The organism is Methylotenera versatilis 301 (assembly GCF_000093025.1).
In the GTDB taxonomy this organism is placed as follows: domain Bacteria; phylum Pseudomonadota; class Gammaproteobacteria; order Burkholderiales; family Methylophilaceae; genus Methylotenera; species Methylotenera versatilis.
The window spans coordinates 366,929-385,166 of the sequence record NC_014207.1 but is presented as its reverse complement, the minus strand read 5'-3'; the positions used below and the strand labels follow the sequence as shown (position 1 = coordinate 385,166).

The window sequence follows — 18,238 nt, the reverse complement described above, 5'->3', positions numbered from 1 at the left end:
TCTTATGCTGCTTCTAAAATTTTACCACCAGCTGCTTCAACTGCGGCGCGAGCGCCTTTAGTTAACAATAAGCCTTGGATATTATATTTTGCAGTTACATCACCAGATAAAAACAACTTTGCACTTCTAACCGTGCCAGAAACGATGTTTGCTGCTTTCAAAGCCAACAAATCAATCACTTCATTTGGAACCAACGCTAATTCGCTAGTACGCACGTGTGCAGTTTTAGCTTTTGTCATTGATTTGAAGCCACGCTTTGGTAAACGACGTTGAATTGGCATTTGACCGCCTTCAAAACCGACTTTGTGGAATCCACCAGTACGTGATTTTTGACCTTTATGACCACGACCAGCTGTTTTACCAAAACCAGAACCGATACCACGACCAACGCGACGACGTTCTTTCTTTGCGCCTTCAGCAGGCTTAATTGTATTTAATTGCATTATCCTTCTACCTTTAAGAGATAGCCCACAGTATTGATCATACCGCGGATTGCTGGAGTGTCTTGTAACTCAACAGTATGGTGCATACGACGTAAACCTAAACCAGTAACGGTAGCTTTATGCGCCTGAATACGACCAATTGTACTTTTAACCAACGTCACCTTGATAGGTGTCGTAACTTTTTGTGTTTTAGCCATGATTAGCCTCTAATTTCTTCAACTGATTTACCGCGTTTAGCTGCGATTTCTGCTGGTGTATTCATTGACTCTAGGCCATTTAATGTAGCACGAACCAAGTTGTAAGGATTCGTTGAACCAATACACTTAGCGACCACGTTAGTCACACCCATTACTTCAAAAATTGCGCGCATTGCGCCACCAGCGATAATGCCAGTACCTTCTGAAGCTGGTTGAATAAACACTTTAGCAGCGCCATGCACACCTGTAACGGCGTGATGCAAAGTACCATTCGTTAAATTAATTTTCAACATACCACGACGCGCTTCGTCCATAGCTTTTTGTACAGCTACCGGCACTTCACGTGCTTTACCTTTACCCATACCAACAGCACCATCGCCATCGCCAACTACTGTAAGAGCTGCAAAACTCATGATACGACCACCTTTAACCGTTTTACTTACACGATTAACTGCAATCATTTTTTCGCGCAAACCATCAGTCTGCTGCTGTTGCTGTTCCATTTCTCTCGCCATCATTAACCTCTTTAGCAATCAGACCAATTAGAAGGATAAGCCGTTTTCGCGAGCGGCATCAGCCAACGCTTTAATACGACCGTGATATTTATAGCCTGAACGATCAAAAGCAACGGTAGTAACACCAGCTTTAACCGCTTTTTCAGCAATAAGTTTACCAATAGCAGCTGCTGCTTCAACATTACCGCCATTTTTAATGTTTTTACGAACGTCAGCTTCTACCGTTGAAGCACTCACAATTACTTTACCGCCAGTAGCGTCAATAATTTGAGCATAAGTATGCAAATTAGTACGATGCACACTTAGACGTGTAACTTTTAGCTCTGCAATTTTGGCACGGGTTTTACGTGCACGACGCAAGCGATTATTTACGTTGTTCATTTTTTAAGCCTTATTTCTTTTTGGTTTCTTTAATTGCAACAACTTCATCAGCATAACGAACACCCTTGCCTTTATAAGGCTCTGGAGCGCGGTAAGCACGAATCTGTGCAGCAACCTGGCCAATCACCTGCTTATCAACACCTGTTAACAGAATTTCTGTTGGTGTAGCAGTTGCCACAGTCACGCCAGCTGGCATTTTGTGGTTGATTGGGTGTGAATAACCTAATTCTAAGTTTAATACAGCGCCTTGTGCAGCAGCTTTGTAACCAACACCAACTAGCGTTAGTTTACGTGTAAAGCCCTCTGAAACACCTTTAACCATATTTGCCACTAAAGCACGCAATGTACCTGACATTGCACGTGAGTGTTGTGCATCACTAGAAGCTTGAAACGTAATTGTTTCTCCTTCACGCTTAAGCACAACCGCACTTGTTAGCGGATGAGACAATTTACCTAATGGACCGCTAACATCAATTGAATTAGCACTTAATACCACTTCAACTTTAGCTGGAATAGCGACTGGATTTTTAGCAACACGTGACATTTGCTTCTCCTTAAGCCACTACGCACAACACTTCGCCACCGATACCGGCCGCTTGTGCTTTACGATCTGTCATTACACCCTTAGATGTAGACATAATTGTCACACCAAGGCCATTCATTACTTTAGGGATCTCTTGAGACCCTTTATATACACGCAAACCTGGCTTGCTAATACGCTGTATACGCTCAATAACTGGGCGACCAGCATAATATTTCAAGCTAATAGTTAAAGTAGCTTTACCACCTTCAGTTTGCACTGCAAAATCTTCTACGTAACCTTCTTCTTTAAGCACGCTAGCAATAGCAGTCTTAACATTTGATGAAGGCATAGCAACAACCGCTTTGTTAACCATTTGCGCATTACGAATACGCGTCAACATGTCGGCAATCGGATCACTCATACTCATAGCTATTCCTCCTATTACCAGCTGGCTTTAGTGACGCCTGGAACGAAGCCAGCCATCATTAAATCGCGTAATTTACTACGCCCAATACCGAATTTACTAAACACACCACGTGGGCGACCAGTTAAAGCACAACGATTACGAAGACGCACTGGGCTTGAGTTACGTGGAAGCGCTTGGAATTTCATGCGCGCTTCAAGGCGACTTTCTGCAGTAGCAGTAACATCATTCATTGCCGCTTCAAGTGCAGCACGTTTTACAGCGAATTTACTTACAGTTGCGCGACGTTTGATTTCGCGCTCTGTCATACAGGTTTTAGCCATGACTTAACCTCTGAAAGGAAAACTAAACGCAGCAAGCAAAGCTTTTGCCTCTTCATCCGTTTTCGCAGTAGTTGTAATAGTGATATTCATTCCGCGAATTGCATCGATTTTATCGTATTCAATTTCAGGGAAAATGATTTGCTCTTTAACACCCATGTTGTAGTTACCACGACCATCAAATGATTTCGCAGAAATACCGCGGAAGTCACGAATACGTGGAATAGCTACAGTAACCAAACGATCCAAGAACTCATACATACGTTCACGGCGTAAAGTTACTTTACAACCTACAGGATAGTCATCACGGATTTTAAATGCAGCCACTGATTTTTTAGCTTTAGTTACAATTGCTTTCTGACCTGCAATTTTCTCCATATCGCCAACAGCGTGTTCCATTACCTTTTTATCTGCAACTGCTTCGCCAACACCCATATTAAGAGTTATTTTATCAATGCGAGGCACTTGCATTACTGAAGTGTAACCAAATTGCTCAGTCATAGATTTAACAACTGAGTCTTTATAAAAATCTTTTAAGCGCGCCATAATTCTTCCTATGCGTCCACTGCTTCGCCATTAGATTTGAATACGCGAATTTTGCGACCATCATCCAATGTTTTGAAGCCTACGCGATCACCTTTTTGGGTCGCACTGTTAAATAAAGCAACGTTAGAAATGTCTAATGGCATTTCTTTAGCAATGATGCCGCCAGCGATACCCTTCATCGGGTTTGCTTTTGCGTGTTTCTTAACCAAGTTAAGACCTTCAACAACAACATGACCTGAATCAAGAATACCAATAACTGTACCTTGCTTACCTTTGTCTTTACCGGTATTTAGGATGACTTGATCACCCTTGCGAATTTTGTTCATGTGAGCTCCTACAACACTTCTGGCGCTAATGAAACGATTTTCATGAATTTTTCAGTACGTAATTCACGTGTTACTGGCCCGAATATACGGGTACCAATCGGTTCTAGCTTATTATTTAACAGTACTGCAGCATTGCCATCGAACTTAACCAAAGAGCCGTCTGGACGACGAACACCTTTAGCAGTACGCACAACTACCGCGCTGTAAACTTCGCCTTTTTTTACGCGACCACGTGGTGCAGCATCTTTGATGCTCACTTTGATGATATCGCCTATTCCAGCGTAGCGACGTTTAGAGCCACCTAACACCTTGATGCATTGCACAGAGCGCGCACCAGTGTTATCGGCAACTTCTAGCCGAGATTGCATTTGAATCATGAGAATAATCTCCAACTTAATCCGTTAAAACCAACACCAGCCATTTTTAATTGAAACTTATCTTTCAATTAACACGGCCGATAGACCCGGTCAGTATTGGGGCGAGAGCTTATGACTTATTTTTTATAAAAAAGTCGCTCGCCTAAATAGCCAAACATTATAACTTGCATCATCAATTAGCGCAATTACTATTACCAATAATTACGCTAATTAACCTTACTTAAATTAGGCTGATTTAACAACCCAGTTTTTAGTTTTAGAAAGTGGACGACTTTCAACAATCGTTACAATGTCACCTTCTTTACAGCTGTTAGTTTCATCATGTGCATGAAACTTTTTAGATTGGCGAATAACTTTACCAATCAATGGATGTTTAACTTTACGCTCAACCAACACCGTAACTGTTTTATCCATTTTGTCGCTTGTTACGCGGCCAGTTAAGCTACGTACTACTTTTGTCGTTTCAGTCATGATTATGCCTGTTTCGCTTTCTCAGCCAGTACAAGCTTCACACGCGCTACATCTTTGCGTACTTTACCTAGCTGATCTACTTTAGATAATTGCTGAGTTGCCACTTGCATACGAAGTGAGAATTGCGCACGGCGCAATTCAATCAACTCTGCATTTAGCTCTTCAACGCTTTTTGCTCTTAAATCGGTTGCTTTCATTTTAGCTTCCTTATCCTTAACTACCGATTTGGCGAGTCATGAATGTCGTTTCAATTGGCAACTTTGCAGCAGCCAAACGGAACGCTTCACGTGCAAGCTCTTCGCTCACTCCGTCCATCTCGTATAACATTTTACCTGGTTGGATTTGAGCAACGTAGTACTCTGTACTACCTTTACCATTACCCATACGTACTTCAGCAGGTTTTTTAGAAATTGGTTGATCTGGGAATATGCGAATCCATACACGACCACCACGTTTAATGTGACGAGTCATAACGCGACGAGCAGCTTCAATTTGACGTGCAGTTAAACGGCCACGGCCTACTGCTTTCAAACCAAAATCACCAAAACTTACTTTATTACCCGTAGTTGCAATGCCTTTGTTACGGCCTTTTTGCATCTTACGGTATTTTTGTCTAGACGGTTGTAGCATCTTTAGCCCTCGGCTTTCTTACTTTTTTCTCTGGCTCAGCAACTGGAGTTGTAGTAGCGCCGATAGGTGCTTGTACGTTACCAGCGAAAATTTCACCTTTGAATACCCAAACTTTAATACCGATAATACCGTATGTCGTTGAAGCTTCAGCAACACCGTAATCAATGTCAGCACGAAGTGTATGTAATGGCACACGGCCTTCACGATACCATTCAGTACGAGCAATTTCGATACCGTTTAAACGACCTGAACTCATGATTTTGATACCTTGTGCACCAAGGCGCATTGCATTTTGCATTGCACGCTTCATAGCACGACGGAACATCACACGTTTTTCAAGTTGTTGAGCAATAGATTGTGCAATCAATGTTGCATCAATTTCAGGCTTACGCACTTCTTCAATGTTTAAATGAACTGGTACGCCCATTAAGCCTTGTAAAGTTGCACGCAAAGACTCAATGTCTTCACCTTTTTTACCGATTACAACACCAGGACGCGCACTGTAAATAGTGATTTTTGCATTCTTTGCAGGACGCTCAATCAAAATACGGCTAACCGCAGCACTGGCTAATTTTTTGTTTAAGAACTCACGTACTTTAATGTCGCCTTGCAACATTGCAGGGAAGTTCTTGCTATTGGCATACCAACGTGAGGACCAGTTTTTTTGGACACTCAGACGGAAACCAATTGGATGAATTTTCTGACCCATGATTATCCCTTAGTTACCGACTGTCACATGAATGTGACAGGTTGGTTTAGTAATACGACCAGCGCGACCTTTTGCACGTGGACGAATACGTTTAAGCACAATACCTTTATCAACGTAAATTGAAGTAACTTTCAATTCGTCGATATCAGCGCCATTGTTATGTTCCGCGTTAGCAATTGCAGATTCAACCACTTTCTTAATGATCTCAGCACCTTTTTTAGGTGTGAAATTAAGAATGTTAAGTGCGTGATCTACTTTCTTGCCACGAACAAGGTCTGCCACCAATCTAGCCTTTTGAGGAGAGAGATGAACACCTTTTAATATTGCAGATACTTGCATCTTCAGCTCCTACTTCTTAGCTTTTTTGTCGGCTGCATGACCTTTGAATGTACGTGTTAACGCAAATTCACCGAGCTTGTGACCTACCATGTTTTCAGAAATCAACACTGGAATGTGTTGCTTACCATTATGAATTGCAATAGTAAGACCGATAAAATCTGGGAAAATTGTAGAGCGACGTGACCAAGTCTTAATTGGTTTACGATCGCGCGCTGCAGCTGCAACTTCTACTTTTTTAGCCAAATGACCATCAATAAATGGACCTTTTTTAAGTGAACGTGCCATAAATTACCTTACGCCTCTCGGACGACGACTAATACGCATATTATCTGTACGTTTACTGCTACGTGTACGATAACCTTTAGTTTTAACACCCCATGGGCTAACTGGATTCATACCTGCAGCTGTACGACCTTCACCACCACCGTGCGGGTGATCTACCGGGTTCATCACCACACCGCGAACGGTTGGGCGAACACCACGCCAGCGCATCGCACCAGCTTTACCGATTGAACGTAGTGAATGCTCTTCATTACCAACTTCACCTAAAGTTGCCATGCAATCTACATGTACGCGGCGAACCTCACCTGAACGTAAACGCAATTGAGCATAAGCACCTTCACGTGCTAGCAGTTGTACTGATGTACCTGCTGAACGGGCAATTTGTGCACCTTTACCAGGTTGCAATTCGATACAATGAATTGTGCTACCCACTGGAATGTTGCGTAGTGGCATAGCGTTACCTACTTTAATAGGCGCTTCAGAACCACTAATTAGCTGCATACCAGCACTTACGCCACGTGGAGCAATAATGTAACGACGCTCACCATCAGCATAACAAAGCAAAGCAATGTGTGCCGTACGGTTTGGATCATACTCAATATGCTCCACTGTCGCTGGAATACCAGCTTTATTGCGAAGGAAGTCGATTAAACGGTAATGCTGTTTATGACCACCACCTTGGTGACGAACTGTAATGCGGCCGTTATTGTTACGGCCTGCGTTTCTACTTTGACTCTCCAACAGCGGTGCGTGTGGTTTACCTTTATAAAGGTCAGGTGTTACCACCTTTACTACACCACGACGACCCGGGGACGTTGGCTTGACTTTAACTAATGCCATCTCATCTCTCCTTATTCAGCCGCTGCGAAGTTAATTTCTTGGCCTGGCTTCAAGCTTACATAAGCTTTTTTCCAGTCTTTACGCTTGCCCATACTTTTGCCAGCGCGCTTTGTTTTACCACCAACATTGATCGTAGAAACTTTCTCAACTTCAACTTTAAAAACAAGCTCAACTGCAGCTTTGATTTCTGGTTTAGTTGCATCAGTACGTACGATGAAAGCAATTTGCTGATGTTTATCAGCAATGTAAGTTGCTTTTTCAGTGATTTGTGGTGCTAAGATTACTTGCAACAAGCGATCTTGAGTTTTAGTCATAGCGGTCATCATGCTAACATCTCCTCAAGTTTCTTCACCGCAGCAACTGTAGCCACAACATTAGGGAAACGCACTAAACTGACTGGGTCAGCAAACTGTGCTTCAACCACCATGACGTTAATCAGGTTACGTGAAGATAAATATAAGTTTTCATCAAAGCCATCAGTCAGCACCAACACGCCGCCTTCAAAACCTAGATTTTTAATTTTCTCAGCAAAAGCTTTAGTTTTAGGAGTAGCTACAACAAACTCCTCAACCACATTCAAACGCTCTTGACGCACTAATTCAGATAAAATCGTTTGCATACCAGCACGGTAAGCTTTACGGTTAATTTTATGGCTGAAGTTTTCAAGTGGTGAGCTTGGGAATGCGCGACCGCCTCCACGCCAGATTGGGCTAGACGTCATACCAGCACGTGCGTTACCCGTTCCTTTTTGTGCGTATGGCTTGTGCGTAGTATGCGCAACATTACCACGACCTTTTTGTGCACGAGTTGCTGTACGGGCATTAGCCATGTAAGCAACAACCACTTGATGCACTAAAGCTTCGTTAAATTCACGACCAAAAGTATCATCAGATACAGTTACGCCAGCTTTAACAGCTTTACCATTTTTGTCTTGTAATTTAAGTTCCATTATTTCATCCCCTTCTGAAGCTTAGCTTTAATAGCCGGGCGAACAACAACATCGCCGCCTTTAGAACCAGGGATTGCACCTTTAATCAACAACAGGTTACGCTCAGCATCAACACGAACGATTTCTAGGTTCTGTGTAGTAACTTTAGTAGCACCCAAGTGACCAGGCATACGCTTACCAGGGAATACTCGACCTGGATCTTGCGCCATACCAATAGAACCAGGTACGTTATGTGATTTAGAGTTACCGTGAGATGCGCGGTTTGACTTAAAGTGATGGCGCTTAATAGCACCAGCAAAGCCTTTACCTAAAGAAATACCAGTAACGTCAACTATTTGACCTGCCTGAAAAATATCAACAGTGATATTTGCACCTGCAGTGTAATTAGCTAAAACATCACTAGTCACTGGGAATTCATGTATACCAGCGCCTGCAGCAGAACCTGACTTGGCATAATGCCCAGTCAATGCACTGTTGATGCGGCTAGCACGACGTGTACCGTAAGCAACTTGAAGGCCAGTATAGCCATCGCTTGCGATCGTCTTGATCTGTGTCACGCGGTTAGGTACAACTTCCAACACGGTTACTGGGATGCTTGCGCCGTCCTCAGTAAACACGCGGGTCATACCCACTTTGCGACCAATAAGCCCTAAGCTCATGATCGTATCCTTATTATTTAGTTAAAAAGCCGATTACAATTGACCGACTTCTGTGAAAGAGGGCGGATTATACCGAACCCTCAATATTTTTACAACCAGTTTATTACAACTACTTTTTACTACTTAAATTCTTACAGCTTGATTTCTACATCAACACCAGCTGGCAAATCTAATTTCATTAATGCATCCACTGTTTTATCTGTAGGATCAACAATATCCATCAAACGTTGGTGAGTACGAATCTCGAATTGATCACGTGAAGTTTTATTTACGTGAGGTGAACGTAAAATATCAAAACGTTCGATACGTGTTGGTAATGGCACTGGACCCTTTACCACAGCGCCAGTACGTTTGGCAGTTTCTACGATTTCTTGAGCTGACTGATCAATCAAACGATAATCAAATGCTTTAAGACGAATACGAATTTTCTGTGTTGACATTATTTACTGCCTTTCTAATTTACTACTTTTCAAAGAGCGAAACGGCAGAGTTCACTCTGCCGTTTGATTAAACTACTTGTTTATTACAACTACTCAATAATCTTAGCCACCACACCAGCACCCACAGTACGACCACCTTCACGAATAGCGAAGCGCAAGCCTTCTTCCATCGCGATTGGTGAGATCAATGTCACTGTGATTGATACGTTATCACCTGGCATGACCATTTCTGTTCCTGCTGGCAATTCTACTGCGCCCGTTACGTCTGTAGTACGGAAGTAGAATTGTGGACGGTAACCTTGGAAGAATGGTGTGTGACGACCACCTTCATCTTTACCTAGCACGTAGATTTCTGCTGTGAATTTTGTGTGTGGTTTGATTGAGCCTGATTTAGCTAATACTTGACCACGTTCGATGTCTTCACGTTTTGTACCACGTAGTAATACACCTACGTTATCACCAGCCATACCTTGGTCTAGTAATTTACGGAACATTTCAACACCAGTACAGGTTGTTTTTACGGTTGGTTTTAGACCAACAATTTCAATTTCTTCACCGACTTTGATGATGCCGCGTTCAATACGACCAGTTACTACAGTACCACGACCAGAGATTGAGAATACATCTTCAACCGGCATTAAGAATGTACCGTCAATTGCGCGTTCTGGCATTGGGATGTAGTTGTCTAATGCATCTGCAAGACGGAAGATTGATGGCTCGCCGATTTCTGTTTGGTCGCCTTCTAATGCTGCACGTGCTGAGCCTGTGATGATTGGTGTATCGTCACCTGGGAAGTCGTATTTGCTGAGCAAGTCACGTACTTCCATTTCAACGAGTTCTAATAACTCAGCATCGTCTACTAAGTCTGCTTTGTTTAGGTAAACAACGATATAAGGTACGCCAACTTGACGTGCTAATAGGATGTGTTCACGTGTTTGTGGCATAGGACCGTCAGCTGCTGAACATACTAAGATCGCGCCGTCCATTTGTGCTGCGCCGGTGATCATGTTTTTAACATAGTCGGCGTGGCCTGGACAGTCTACGTGTGCGTAGTGGCGGTTAGCTGTTTCGTATTCAACGTGGGCAGTATTAATCGTAATACCACGTGCTTTTTCTTCTGGTGCTGCGTCAATTTGATCGTAGGCTTTTGCTTCGCCACCGAATTTTTTAGACAGGATTGTTGTAATCGCTGCCGTTAGTGTTGTTTTACCATGGTCAACGTGGCCAATTGTGCCTACGTTAACGTGCGGCTTGGTCCGCTCAAATTTACCTTTTGCCATTTAATTTTCCTTTAAATTTAATATATTAAGAATAGTTTTTAATTACTTCTTATTCATAATGGCTTCAGCCACGTTTCTTGGTGCTTCTGTGTAGTGCTTAAATTCCATACTGTAACTTGCACGGCCTTGTGACAATGAACGTACAGTAGTTGAGTAACCAAACATCTCAGCCAGCGGCACTTCAGCGCGCAATACCTTACCTGTTGCATTGTCTTCCATACCTTGGATCATACCGCGACGAGATGACAAATCACCCATGATGTCACCCATGTAATCTTCTGGCGTTTCAACTTCTACAGCCATCATAGGCTCTAGCAAGATCGGATCTGCTTTACGCATACCATCTTTGAAGCCGATTGAAGCCGCCATTTTAAAGGCGTTTTCGTTCGAGTCAACGTCATGGTATGAACCATCAAATAATGTCACTTTTACGTCTACAACCGGGAAGCCAGCTAAAACGCCTGATGGAATAGTTTCGCGCAAACCTTTTTCAACTGCAGGAATAAACTCGCGTGGAACTGTGCCGCCTTTAATTTGATCGATAAACTCGAAACCTTTACCTGGCTCATTTGGCTCAAGAATTAGCCATACGTGACCATATTGACCTTTACCACCAGATTGCTTAACGAATTTACCTTCAACTTCAACCTTTTTCTTGATCGCTTCACGGTAAGCCACTTGCGGTGCACCAACGTTTGCTTCAACGTTAAATTCACGACGCATACGATCAACTAGAATCTCAAGATGCAACTCACCCATACCAGAAATAATCGTTTGGTTAGTTTCTTCATCTGTTTTAACGCGGAAAGACGGATCTTCTTGCGCCAAACGGTTTAAAGCAACACCCATTTTTTCTTGGTCAGCCTTTGTTTTTGGCTCAACAGCAACGTGAATCACTGGCTCAGGGAATATCATGCGCTCTAAGATGATCTCATCATTCAAGCTACATAACGTGTCACCTGTAGTCGCTTCTTTCAAACCAATAGCCGCAGCAATATCACCTGCACGAACCTCAGTTAGAGGCTCACGAGTATTTGCATGCATTTGCACGATACGGCCGATACGCTCTTTTTTACCCTTAATTGGGTTGTAAACAGTATCACCAGCGTTAATTACACCAGAATAAACGCGGAAGAAAATCAATTGACCAACGAACGGATCAGTCATAATTTTAAATGCTAATGCAGAGAATTTCTCATCATCAGAAGCTCTAAGACGGATCTCATTACCGTCACCATCTTCAGCTTTAGTTGGCGGAATATCTGTTGGAGCAGGCATCAACTCAACAACTTTATCCAACATCGCTTGAACACCTTTGTTTTTGAAAGCTGAACCACATACCATCGGCACAATTTCAAAAGCAATAGTACGCATACGCAAACCAACCATGATGTCAGCTTCAGACAAATCACCTTCTTCAAGGTATTTATTCATTAGCTCTTCTGTAGCTTCCGCTGCCGCTTCCACCATATTTTCACGCCATTTATCACATTCAGCTTTTAAGTCTGCAGGAATTTCACGGTAGTCAAACTTCATACCTTGTGAAGCATCGTCCCAGTAGATAGCTTTCATCTTAATAAGATCAACAACGCCTTCGAATTTATCTTCAGCACCGATTGGCACTTGCAAAGGAATTGGATTCGCTTTTAGACGTGCACGCATTTGATCGTACACTTTAAAGAAGTTAGCACCAGCGCGGTCCATTTTGTTAACGAACGCTAAACGTGGCACTTTGTATTTATTTGCTTGGCGCCATACTGTTTCAGACTGAGGTTGAACACCACCCACAGCACAATACACCATACATGCACCATCAAGCACACGCATTGAACGCTCTACTTCAATCGTAAAGTCAACGTGGCCTGGAGTATCAATAATATTAATACGGTGTTGATCAAATTGACCAGCCATACCCTTCCAGAAGCAAGTAGTTGCTGCTGAAGTAATAGTAATACCGCGCTCCTGCTCTTGCTCCATCCAGTCCATTGTTGCAGCACCATTGTGCACTTCACCAATTTTGTGGTTTACGCCTGTGTAAAACAAGATACGTTCAGTCGTTGTAGTCTTACCTGCATCAATGTGCGCAGAAATACCAATGTTACGATAGCGTTCAATAGGGGTTATACGAGCCACGGCTATTACCTTTACTTAAATATTATTGCTTAAATTCTTAAAGAGCGATGCAAATGGCCTAAGCACTTACTTAGGCCAACCAAACAACATTCAAATATTAGAATCTGAAATGTGAGAATGCTTTATTCGCTTCTGCCATACGGTGAACTTCTTCACGTTTTTTCATTGCTGAACCACGACCTTCAGAAGCTTCAGTTAATTCAGCAGCTAAACGCAAGCCCATTGACTTCTCACCACGTTTACGCGCTGCATCGCGCATCCAACGCATCGCCAAAGCACTACGACGGTTAGGACGCACTTCTACCGGCACTTGATAGTTTGCACCACCGACGCGACGGCTCTTAACTTCAACTAATGGACGTAAGTTTGTTAATGCAAGTGTAAATACCTCCAAAGCATCTTTACCTGTTTTAGCTGCAATTTGGTCAAACGCACCGTATAAAATACGCTCAGCAACAGATTTTTTACCACCCGTCATCAATACGTTTACAAATTTTGACACTTCTTGGCTTCCAAATTTTGGATCAGGAAGAATGTTGCGTTTGGGGACTTCTCTACGTCTTGGCATTATTTTCTCTATTCTATTAAATTAGTTTTTGCTAGCAACTACATTAGCAAGGCGTTTCAGCCGCTTAAATGCATTACATTACTCGTAATAAATTACGCTGCTTTACCCGCTTTAGGACGTTTAGCACCGTATTTAGAACGTGATTGTTTACGGTCTTTAACACCAGCCGTATCCAAACTACCACGCACCATATGGTAACGCACACCCGGCAGATCTTTTACACGACCGCCGCGTAGCAATACCACGCTATGCTCTTGCAAGTTATGGCCTTCACCACCGATGTAACTAATCACTTCGTAGCCATTAGTTAAACGTACTTTTGCAACTTTACGCAAAGCTGAGTTAGGCTTTTTAGGTGTTGTTGTGTAAACACGTGTACAAACACCACGTTTTTGTGGGCATGATTCAAGTGCTGGCACTTTACTTTTTGTGACCACTTTAGCGCGTGGTTTGCGTATTAACTGATTGATGGTTGGCATTGCCTATAACCTCTAATTGATGTCTTCAAATATTACTTTTTAAAATTTTGCAAAACAAATCAGGATAGCAATGTCATCGCTGACAATTTAGCTATCCTGAAAAACCCAACATTCTATTTAGCCTGACTTTTATTGTCAAGCCTTTAATTGTTTGATTTTATTCTGCTGCCGTTTCACTTACCACTTCTACTGCTGGAACTTCAGCTTCTGTAAACAATGCTTCAGCTGGAATTTCTTTCGCTGGAGCACTGCCTGCAGCCGCGGCACGCTTACGCGCATCATGATATGCCAAGCCTGTACCTGCTGGAATCAAGCGTCCAACAATGACGTTTTCTTTCAAGCCACGCAATTCATCACGTTTACCTAAAATAGCCGCTTCAGTTAGCACACGCGTTGTTTCTTGGAACGAAGCCGCAGAGATAAATGAATCTGTTGATAATGATGCTTTAGTGATACCTAGCAATACATATTCAAATTCAGCTGGACGAAGATTTAATGGAATCACGCGTTCATTTTCTAGCAACAAATCTGCGCGCTCTACTTGCTCGCCCATAATGAAGTTCGTATCACCTGCATCTGTCACGCGTACACGGCGTAACATTTGGCGCACAATCACTTCAATATGTTTGTCATTAATCTTCACACCTTGCAAACGATAAACGTCTTGCACTTCGTCGATGATATAACGTGCTAATGCTTCGCGGCCTTGTAAACGCAGAATATCTTGCGGCTCAGCTGGACCATCAACAATGCTCTCACCCTTAGTCACCACTTGGCCATCATGTGCCGTTACGTGTTTATCTTTAGGAATCAAGAACTCACTGGTGATGCCATCTAAATCAGTAATCACTAAACGTTGCTTACCTTTAGTATCTTTACCGAATGAAACAGTACCCGTCACTTCAGCTAACATACCTGCATCTTTTGGTGAACGCGCTTCAAACAACTCAGCTACGCGTGGAAGACCCCCGGTAATATCACGTGTTTTAGATGACTCTTGTGGAATACGCGCGATCACTTCACCAACGCCTACTTCTTGACCATCTTTAACAGTAATAATACAACCCAACTGGAATGTAGTATTCACTGACTGCTCACTACCAGTAATTTTCACTTCAACACCGTTAACATCCAACAATTTAACTTGTGGACGTAGGCCTTTAGTTTGGCCAGCACGCTGTTTAGGATCGATCACCACCAATGATGACAAACCAGTCACATCATCAATTTGCTTAGCAACGGTAATACCTTCTTCCACGTTTTCAAATTTAATTTGACCCGCGTACTCAGTAATAATTGGACGGGTATGTGGATCCCATGTTGCGATCGCTTGACCCGCTTTTACTGTTTTACCATCAGTAATTTGCAATGTTGCACCGTATGGCACTTTATGACGCTCACGCTCACGACCGTTTTCATCAGCAATGATCACTTCACCATTACGTGAAATCACCACTTGCTCATTACGCGCATTCGTTACGTAACGCATCGTAGAAGTGAAGTTCAATACACCGTTAGACTTACCTTCAACTTGCGACACTGAAGCCGCACGTGAAGCCGCACCACCAATGTGGAATGTACGCATGGTCAACTGTGTACCAGGCTCACCAATTGATTGCGCCGCGATCACACCCACAGCCTCACCCATGCTAATTAATTTACCACGACCTAGGTCACGTCCATAACATTTAGCACAGATACCATAGCGTGTATCACAGGTAAGCGCAGTACGCACTTTCACTTCATCAATACCAAGCGCATCAAGATGCTCAACTTCATCTTCACCCAATAATGTACCAGCTGGGTAAATCACTTCTTGCGTTTCTGGGTTAACCACATCAAGTGCAGCCGTACGACCTAAAATACGATCGTGCAACGGCTCAATCACTTCACCGCCTTTTACCAAGGCTTTAGTTACCAAACCATCACTTGTACCACAGTCAATTTCAGTCACGACTAAATCTTGTGTTACATCCACTAGACGACGTGTTAAGTAACCAGAGTTCGCTGTTTTCAACGCAGTATCGGCTAGACCTTTACGAGCACCGTGGGTTGAAATAAAGTATTGCAATACGTTTAGACCATCACGGAAGTTCGCTTTAATCGGCGTTTCAATAATAGAACCATCTGGTTTCGCCATCAGGCCGCGCATACCAGCTAACTGACGAATCTGAGCTGCAGAACCACGCGCACCTGAGTCGGCCATCATATAAATAGCATTAAATGATTCTTGACGTAGCACTTTACCTGCTTTGTCTTTAATTTGCTTACCACCAGCGTCTAATACATCTTCTTCTTTAAGTTGCTTCATCATGGCATCAGCAACTTTATCACTTGCACGACCCCAGATATCCACTACTTTATTGTAACGCTCACCTTGTGTTACCAAGCCTGAAACATACTGATCTTCAATCTCTTTCACTTCTGACTCTGCTGAAGCAATCAACGCACCTTTTTCTTTTGGTACTAACATATCGTTAATACTAATAGAAATACCAGCTTTAGTTGCGTATGAGTAACCTGCGTCTTTTAGTTTATCAGCAAAAATAACTGTTTCGCGGATGCCTACTTTACGGAATGAAGCATTGATTAACTTAGAGATTTCTTTCTTTTTCAATGCTTTATCAAGGTTACTATAAGCTAAACCAGCTGGCAGAATTTGTGACAATAATGCACGGCCAACAGTAGTTTCATAGCGGTTAGTTTTTTCAGTTTTAACACCGTCTAAATCTAACTCGTACTCTTTAATACGCACGGTAATTTTCGCGTGAATATCAATCAAACCTTGGTCAAATACACGTTGCACTTCTTTAACATCGGCAAAACGCATGCCTTCACCGCGAGCGGCTACTCTTTCACGCGTCATGTAGTAAAGACCCAACACGATATCTTGTGATGGAACGATAATTGGCTCACCGTTTGCTGGAGACAATACGTTGTTAGAAGCCAACATCAAAGTACGTGCTTCCATTTGCGCTTCTAGCGACAATGGAACGTGAACAGCCATTTGGTCACCATCGAAGTCGGCGTTGAATGCCGCACAAACTAATGGGTGCAATTGGATTGCTTTACCTTCGATCAAGATAGGTTCAAAAGCTTGAATACCTAAACGGTGCAATGTTGGCGCACGGTTAAGTAAAACTGGATGCTCGCGGATTACATCCTCGAGAATATCCCAAACTTCTGGTCCTTCTTCTTCAACTTTTTTCTTCGCTGCTTTAATCGTTGTTGCAATACCTAACACTTCCAATTTATGGAAAATGAATGGTTTGAACAATTCCAAAGCCATTTTCTTAGGCAAACCACATTGGTGCAATTTCAGTTGCGGACCAACCACAATCACTGAACGACCTGAGTAATCCACACGTTTACCCAACAAGTTCTGACGGAAACGACCGCCTTTACCTTTAATCATATCAGCTAATGATTTCAATGGGCGCTTGTTAGCACCAGTCATCACTTTACCGCGACGACCGTTATCCAATAGTGAGTCCACAGCTTCTTGCAACATACGCTTTTCATTACGTACGATAATTTCAGGTGCTTTTAACTCTAACAAGCGTTTTAAACGGTTGTTACGGTTAATCACGCGACGATATAAGTCGTTCAAATCTGAAGTCGCAAAACGACCGCCATCCAATGGTACCAATGGACGTAATTCTGGTGGCAATACTGGTAAGATTTCAAGAATCATCCACTCTGGTTTAATGCCAGATTTTTGGAATGCTTCTAACACTTTTAAGCGTTTAGCAATTTTCTTGATTTTTGCTTCAGAGCCTGTTGCGCCTAAGTCTTGGCGTAATTGTGTCACTTCACGCTCAATGTCCATCGTGCGTAATAACTCACGCACCGCTTCAGCACCCATAACAGCATTGAATTCGTCGCCGTATTCTTCAACTTTTGCCAAGTAGTCATCTTCAGTCAATAACTGACCGCGTGTAAGCGGCGTCATGCCAGGATCAACCACGATGAATGCTTCGAAATACAATACGCGTTCAATATCACGTAAAGCGATATCTAATACCATACCTAAACGGCTTGGTAGTGATTTCAAGAACCAAATGTGTGCTACTGGTGAGGCTAGATCAATGTGACCCATACGCTCACGACGCACTTTAGATAAAGTAACTTCAACACCACATTTTTCGCAGATAACGCCGCGATGTTTTAGACGTTTATATTTACCGCATAGACACTCGTAGTCTTTTATCGGGCCAAAGATTTTTGCACAGAACAAGCCATCACGCTCAGGCTTGAATGTACGGTAGTTGATAGTTTCTGGCTTTTTAACTTCGCCATATGACCATGAACGGATTTTTTCAGGTGAAGCGAGTGCAATCTTAATAGCATCGAACTCTTCTTCTTGCGTTACCTGTTTAAATAAGTCTAATAGAGCTTTCAAGTCTG

General features: G+C 42.7%; 26 protein-coding genes. All 26 read right to left on the bottom strand.

Going from position 1 to position 18,238, the window contains the following annotated elements:
- Positions 1 to 2: 2 nt before the first annotated feature.
- The gene (gene rplO / locus M301_RS01855) at positions 3 to 443 is read right to left on the bottom strand and encodes a 50S ribosomal protein L15 (RefSeq protein WP_013147058.1); all 441 of its coding nucleotides are present in this window, start codon (positions 441 to 443) and stop codon (positions 3 to 5) included.
- Positions 443 to 640, bottom strand: a complete 198-nt coding sequence (gene rpmD / locus M301_RS01850) for a 50S ribosomal protein L30 (RefSeq protein WP_013147057.1) — start codon at positions 638 to 640, stop codon at positions 443 to 445. The genes rplO and rpmD overlap by 1 nt, the downstream gene beginning before the upstream one ends.
- Positions 641 to 642: 2 nt before the next feature.
- Positions 643 to 1,155, bottom strand: coding sequence for a 30S ribosomal protein S5 (gene rpsE / locus M301_RS01845; protein ID WP_013147056.1), 513 nt, complete (start codon positions 1,153 to 1,155; stop codon positions 643 to 645).
- A gap of 27 nt (positions 1,156 to 1,182) precedes the next feature.
- A complete protein-coding gene (gene rplR / locus M301_RS01840) occupies positions 1,183 to 1,536 on the bottom strand; it encodes a 50S ribosomal protein L18 (RefSeq protein ID WP_013147055.1) in 354 nt (117 codons plus the stop codon).
- A 10-nt stretch (positions 1,537 to 1,546) separates the two neighbouring features.
- Positions 1,547 to 2,080, bottom strand: coding sequence for a 50S ribosomal protein L6 (gene rplF, locus M301_RS01835; protein WP_013147054.1), 534 nt, complete (start codon positions 2,078 to 2,080; stop codon positions 1,547 to 1,549).
- A 10-nt stretch (positions 2,081 to 2,090) separates the two neighbouring features.
- Positions 2,091 to 2,486: a 30S ribosomal protein S8 gene (rpsH, locus tag M301_RS01830; RefSeq protein WP_013147053.1), complete on the bottom strand. Its 396-nt coding sequence runs from the start codon at positions 2,484 to 2,486 to the stop codon at positions 2,091 to 2,093.
- Positions 2,487 to 2,500: 14 nt separating this feature from the next.
- Positions 2,501 to 2,806: a 30S ribosomal protein S14 gene (gene rpsN, locus M301_RS01825; RefSeq protein WP_013147052.1), complete on the bottom strand. Its 306-nt coding sequence runs from the start codon at positions 2,804 to 2,806 to the stop codon at positions 2,501 to 2,503.
- A 3-nt stretch (positions 2,807 to 2,809) separates the two neighbouring features.
- The gene (rplE, locus tag M301_RS01820) at positions 2,810 to 3,349 is read right to left on the bottom strand and encodes a 50S ribosomal protein L5 (RefSeq protein ID WP_013147051.1); all 540 of its coding nucleotides are present in this window, start codon (positions 3,347 to 3,349) and stop codon (positions 2,810 to 2,812) included.
- A gap of 8 nt (positions 3,350 to 3,357) precedes the next feature.
- Positions 3,358 to 3,675 (bottom strand): 50S ribosomal protein L24, encoded by a 318-nt coding sequence (gene rplX, locus M301_RS01815; RefSeq protein ID WP_013147050.1) that lies wholly within the window; start codon positions 3,673 to 3,675, stop codon positions 3,358 to 3,360.
- An 8-nt stretch (positions 3,676 to 3,683) separates the two neighbouring features.
- Positions 3,684 to 4,052, bottom strand: coding sequence for a 50S ribosomal protein L14 (gene rplN, locus M301_RS01810; RefSeq protein WP_013147049.1), 369 nt, complete (start codon positions 4,050 to 4,052; stop codon positions 3,684 to 3,686).
- A gap of 225 nt (positions 4,053 to 4,277) precedes the next feature.
- Positions 4,278 to 4,523: a 30S ribosomal protein S17 gene (rpsQ, locus tag M301_RS01805; protein ID WP_013147048.1), complete on the bottom strand. Its 246-nt coding sequence runs from the start codon at positions 4,521 to 4,523 to the stop codon at positions 4,278 to 4,280.
- Between the two features lie 2 nt (positions 4,524 to 4,525).
- Positions 4,526 to 4,720, bottom strand: coding sequence for a 50S ribosomal protein L29 (rpmC, locus tag M301_RS01800; RefSeq protein WP_013147047.1), 195 nt, complete (start codon positions 4,718 to 4,720; stop codon positions 4,526 to 4,528).
- A gap of 16 nt (positions 4,721 to 4,736) precedes the next feature.
- Complete coding sequence (gene rplP / locus M301_RS01795) at positions 4,737 to 5,153, bottom strand: 50S ribosomal protein L16 (RefSeq protein ID WP_013147046.1); 417 nt, start codon at positions 5,151 to 5,153, stop codon at positions 4,737 to 4,739.
- Positions 5,137 to 5,862, bottom strand: a complete 726-nt coding sequence (gene rpsC / locus M301_RS01790) for a 30S ribosomal protein S3 (protein ID WP_013147045.1) — start codon at positions 5,860 to 5,862, stop codon at positions 5,137 to 5,139. The genes rplP and rpsC overlap by 17 nt, the downstream gene beginning before the upstream one ends.
- 9 nt (positions 5,863 to 5,871) lie before the next feature.
- Entirely contained in the window at positions 5,872 to 6,201 is a 330-nt protein-coding gene (gene rplV / locus M301_RS01785; protein WP_013147044.1) for a 50S ribosomal protein L22, read from the bottom strand.
- A 9-nt stretch (positions 6,202 to 6,210) separates the two neighbouring features.
- Complete coding sequence (gene rpsS / locus M301_RS01780) at positions 6,211 to 6,486, bottom strand: 30S ribosomal protein S19 (RefSeq protein WP_013147043.1); 276 nt, start codon at positions 6,484 to 6,486, stop codon at positions 6,211 to 6,213.
- A 3-nt stretch (positions 6,487 to 6,489) separates the two neighbouring features.
- Entirely contained in the window at positions 6,490 to 7,323 is an 834-nt protein-coding gene (gene rplB, locus M301_RS01775) for a 50S ribosomal protein L2 (RefSeq protein ID WP_013147042.1), read from the bottom strand.
- A gap of 11 nt (positions 7,324 to 7,334) precedes the next feature.
- A complete protein-coding gene (rplW, locus tag M301_RS01770; protein WP_013147041.1) occupies positions 7,335 to 7,649 on the bottom strand; it encodes a 50S ribosomal protein L23 in 315 nt (104 codons plus the stop codon).
- Positions 7,646 to 8,272 carry a 50S ribosomal protein L4 gene (gene rplD, locus M301_RS01765; protein WP_013147040.1) on the bottom strand — a complete coding sequence of 209 codons (627 nt, stop codon included), beginning with the start codon at positions 8,270 to 8,272 and terminating at the stop codon, positions 7,646 to 7,648. The genes rplW and rplD overlap by 4 nt, the downstream gene beginning before the upstream one ends.
- Complete coding sequence (gene rplC / locus M301_RS01760) at positions 8,272 to 8,931, bottom strand: 50S ribosomal protein L3 (RefSeq protein WP_013147039.1); 660 nt, start codon at positions 8,929 to 8,931, stop codon at positions 8,272 to 8,274. The genes rplD and rplC overlap by 1 nt, the downstream gene beginning before the upstream one ends.
- Positions 8,932 to 9,062: 131 nt before the next feature.
- On the bottom strand, positions 9,063 to 9,371 hold the full coding sequence (gene rpsJ / locus M301_RS01755; protein ID WP_013147038.1) for a 30S ribosomal protein S10: 309 nt from the start codon (positions 9,369 to 9,371) through the stop codon (positions 9,063 to 9,065).
- Between the two features lie 89 nt (positions 9,372 to 9,460).
- Entirely contained in the window at positions 9,461 to 10,651 is a 1,191-nt protein-coding gene (gene tuf / locus M301_RS01750; RefSeq protein WP_013147026.1) for an elongation factor Tu, read from the bottom strand.
- A 42-nt stretch (positions 10,652 to 10,693) separates the two neighbouring features.
- Positions 10,694 to 12,784: an elongation factor G gene (fusA, locus tag M301_RS01745; RefSeq protein ID WP_013147037.1), complete on the bottom strand. Its 2,091-nt coding sequence runs from the start codon at positions 12,782 to 12,784 to the stop codon at positions 10,694 to 10,696.
- Between the two features lie 97 nt (positions 12,785 to 12,881).
- The gene (rpsG, locus tag M301_RS01740) at positions 12,882 to 13,352 is read right to left on the bottom strand and encodes a 30S ribosomal protein S7 (protein ID WP_013147036.1); all 471 of its coding nucleotides are present in this window, start codon (positions 13,350 to 13,352) and stop codon (positions 12,882 to 12,884) included.
- Between the two features lie 92 nt (positions 13,353 to 13,444).
- On the bottom strand, positions 13,445 to 13,831 hold the full coding sequence (gene rpsL / locus M301_RS01735; protein ID WP_013147035.1) for a 30S ribosomal protein S12: 387 nt from the start codon (positions 13,829 to 13,831) through the stop codon (positions 13,445 to 13,447).
- 157 nt (positions 13,832 to 13,988) lie between these two features.
- Complete coding sequence (rpoC, locus tag M301_RS01730) at positions 13,989 to 18,233, bottom strand: DNA-directed RNA polymerase subunit beta' (protein ID WP_013147034.1); 4,245 nt, start codon at positions 18,231 to 18,233, stop codon at positions 13,989 to 13,991.
- Between the last annotated feature and the right edge of the window lie 5 nt (positions 18,234 to 18,238).

Coding starts and splice junctions, on each gene's coding strand:
- rpsC (WP_013147045.1), bottom strand. CDS start 5,862: ATGGGTCAGAAAATTCATCCAATTGGTTTCCGTCTGAGTGTCCAAAAA.
- rplW (WP_013147041.1), bottom strand. CDS start 7,649: ATGATGACCGCTATGACTAAAACTCAAGATCGCTTGTTGCAAGTAATC.
- rplF (WP_013147054.1), bottom strand. CDS start 2,080: ATGTCACGTGTTGCTAAAAATCCAGTCGCTATTCCAGCTAAAGTTGAA.
- rplC (WP_013147039.1), bottom strand. CDS start 8,931: ATGAGCTTAGGGCTTATTGGTCGCAAAGTGGGTATGACCCGCGTGTTT.
- rplO (WP_013147058.1), bottom strand. CDS start 443: ATGCAATTAAATACAATTAAGCCTGCTGAAGGCGCAAAGAAAGAACGT.
- rplV (WP_013147044.1), bottom strand. CDS start 6,201: ATGCAAGTATCTGCAATATTAAAAGGTGTTCATCTCTCTCCTCAAAAG.
- rpsQ (WP_013147048.1), bottom strand. CDS start 4,523: ATGACTGAAACGACAAAAGTAGTACGTAGCTTAACTGGCCGCGTAACA.
- rpsE (WP_013147056.1), bottom strand. CDS start 1,155: ATGGCGAGAGAAATGGAACAGCAACAGCAGCAGACTGATGGTTTGCGC.
- tuf (WP_013147026.1), bottom strand. CDS start 10,651: ATGGCAAAAGGTAAATTTGAGCGGACCAAGCCGCACGTTAACGTAGGC.
- rpmD (WP_013147057.1), bottom strand. CDS start 640: ATGGCTAAAACACAAAAAGTTACGACACCTATCAAGGTGACGTTGGTT.
- rpsH (WP_013147053.1), bottom strand. CDS start 2,486: ATGAGTATGAGTGATCCGATTGCCGACATGTTGACGCGTATTCGTAAT.
- rplP (WP_013147046.1), bottom strand. CDS start 5,153: ATGCTACAACCGTCTAGACAAAAATACCGTAAGATGCAAAAAGGCCGT.
- rplB (WP_013147042.1), bottom strand. CDS start 7,323: ATGGCATTAGTTAAAGTCAAGCCAACGTCCCCGGGTCGTCGTGGTGTA.
- rpsL (WP_013147035.1), bottom strand. CDS start 13,831: ATGCCAACCATCAATCAGTTAATACGCAAACCACGCGCTAAAGTGGTC.
- rpsS (WP_013147043.1), bottom strand. CDS start 6,486: ATGGCACGTTCACTTAAAAAAGGTCCATTTATTGATGGTCATTTGGCT.
- rplX (WP_013147050.1), bottom strand. CDS start 3,675: ATGAACAAAATTCGCAAGGGTGATCAAGTCATCCTAAATACCGGTAAA.
- rpmC (WP_013147047.1), bottom strand. CDS start 4,720: ATGAAAGCAACCGATTTAAGAGCAAAAAGCGTTGAAGAGCTAAATGCA.
- rplE (WP_013147051.1), bottom strand. CDS start 3,349: ATGGCGCGCTTAAAAGATTTTTATAAAGACTCAGTTGTTAAATCTATG.
- rpsJ (WP_013147038.1), bottom strand. CDS start 9,371: ATGTCAACACAGAAAATTCGTATTCGTCTTAAAGCATTTGATTATCGT.
- rplN (WP_013147049.1), bottom strand. CDS start 4,052: ATGATTCAAATGCAATCTCGGCTAGAAGTTGCCGATAACACTGGTGCG.
- rplR (WP_013147055.1), bottom strand. CDS start 1,536: ATGAACAACGTAAATAATCGCTTGCGTCGTGCACGTAAAACCCGTGCC.
- rpsG (WP_013147036.1), bottom strand. CDS start 13,352: ATGCCAAGACGTAGAGAAGTCCCCAAACGCAACATTCTTCCTGATCCA.
- rplD (WP_013147040.1), bottom strand. CDS start 8,272: ATGGAACTTAAATTACAAGACAAAAATGGTAAAGCTGTTAAAGCTGGC.
- rpsN (WP_013147052.1), bottom strand. CDS start 2,806: ATGGCTAAAACCTGTATGACAGAGCGCGAAATCAAACGTCGCGCAACT.